Here is a 1,771-nt window from a genome sequence, read left to right as displayed (position 1 = left end):
TTCAAAGGCTCCCACCTATCCTGTACAGATCGTACCCAAATTCAATATCAAGCTGCAGTAAAGCTCCATGGGGTCTTTCCGTCTTGTCGCGGGTAACCTGCATCTTCACAGGTATTAAAATTTCACCGGATCTCTCGTTGAGACAGCGCCCAAGTCGTTACGCCATTCGTGCGGGTCAGAATTTACCTGACAAGGAATTTCGCTACCTTAGGACCGTTATAGTTACGGCCGCCGTTTACTGGGGCTTCGGTTCATAGCTTCGCCTTGCGGCTAACCACTCCCCTTAACCTTCCAGCACCGGGCAGGCGTCAGCCCGTATACTTCGCCTTACGGCTTCGCACAGACCTGTGTTTTTGCTAAACAGTCGCTTGGGCCTTTTCACTGCGGCCCCCTCGGGCTATTCACCCTACCGAGGCACCCCTTCTCCCGAAGTTACGGGGTCATTTTGCCGAGTTCCTTAACGAGAGTTCTTCCGCGCGCCTTAGAATTCTCTTCTCGCCTACCTGTGTCGGTTTGCGGTACGGGCACCTTCACCTGGCTAGAGGCTTTTCTTGGCAGTGTGAGATCATGACCTTCGCTACTGTAATTTTCACTCCCCATCACAGCCCAGCCTTACGGTTAGCGGATTTGCCTACTAACCAGCCTCACTGCTTGGACGGACATCCATCAGTCCGCGTCACTACCCTGCTGCGTCACCCCATTGCTCATAACGGTTTACGGTGGTACAGGAATTTCAACCTGTTGTCCTTCGACTACGCCTTTCGGCCTCGCCTTAGGTCCCGACTTACCCTGAGCGGACGAGCCTTCCTCAGGAACCCTTAGGCTTTCGGCGGATCAGATTCTCACTGATCTTTTCGTTACTCATACCGGCATTCTCACTTGTATAATGTCCAGCGCTCCTTACGGTACACCTTCAACCCTTATACAACGCTCCCCTACCCCTGATACAAAGTATCAAGCCATAGCTTCGGTGGTGTGTTTAGCCCCGTTACATTTTCGGCGCAGAGTCACTCGACCAGTGAGCTATTACGCACTCTTTCAATGGTGGCTGCTTCTAAGCCAACATCCTGGTTGTCTGTGCAACTCCACATCCTTTCCCACTTAACACACACTTGGGGACCTTAGCTGATGGTCTGGGCTGTTTCCCTTTTGACAATGGATCTTAGCACTCACTGTCTGACTCCCGGAACTAAGTTTATGGCATTCGGAGTTTGACTGAGCTTGGTAACCCTTGCGGGCCCCGCACCCAATCAGTGCTCTACCTCCACAACTCTATTTTCCGAGGCTAGCCCTAAAGCTATTTCGGGGAGAACCAGCTATCTCCGAGTTCGATTGGAATTTCTCCGCTACCCCCACCTCATCCCCGCACTTTTCAACGTGCGTGGGTTCGGGCCTCCAGTGCGTGTTACCGCACCTTCACCCTGGACAGGGGTAGATCACCCGGTTTCGGGTCTACGTCCACGTACTATAAGTCGCCCTATTCAGACTCGCTTTCGCTGCGGCTGCGGCTCTTCACCTTAACCTTGCACGGGAACGTAACTCGCCGGTTCATTCTACAAAAGGCACGCCATCACCCCTAAAATGGGCTCTGACTTCTTGTAAGCACACGGTTTCAGGTTCTATTTCACTCCCCTTCCGGGGTGCTTTTCACCTTTCCCTCACGGTACTGCTTCACTATCGGTCGCTAGGGAGTATTTAGCCTTGGCAGATGGTCCTGCCGGATTCATACGGGGTTTCACGTGCCCCGCACTACTCGGGATCCGTCTCGGAG

At 53.1% G+C, this 1,771-nt stretch carries 1 rRNA gene; it reads right to left on the bottom strand.

What is annotated here, in order from left to right:
• Positions 1-1,771, bottom strand: a 23S ribosomal RNA gene (locus Q5741_RS21420); the annotation flags it as partial.

It is taken from the genome of Paenibacillus lacisoli (genome assembly GCF_030580655.1).
GTDB lineage: Bacteria > Bacillota > Bacilli > Paenibacillales > Paenibacillaceae > Paenibacillus > Paenibacillus lacisoli.
This window is presented reverse-complemented; position numbering and strand designations above follow the sequence as displayed.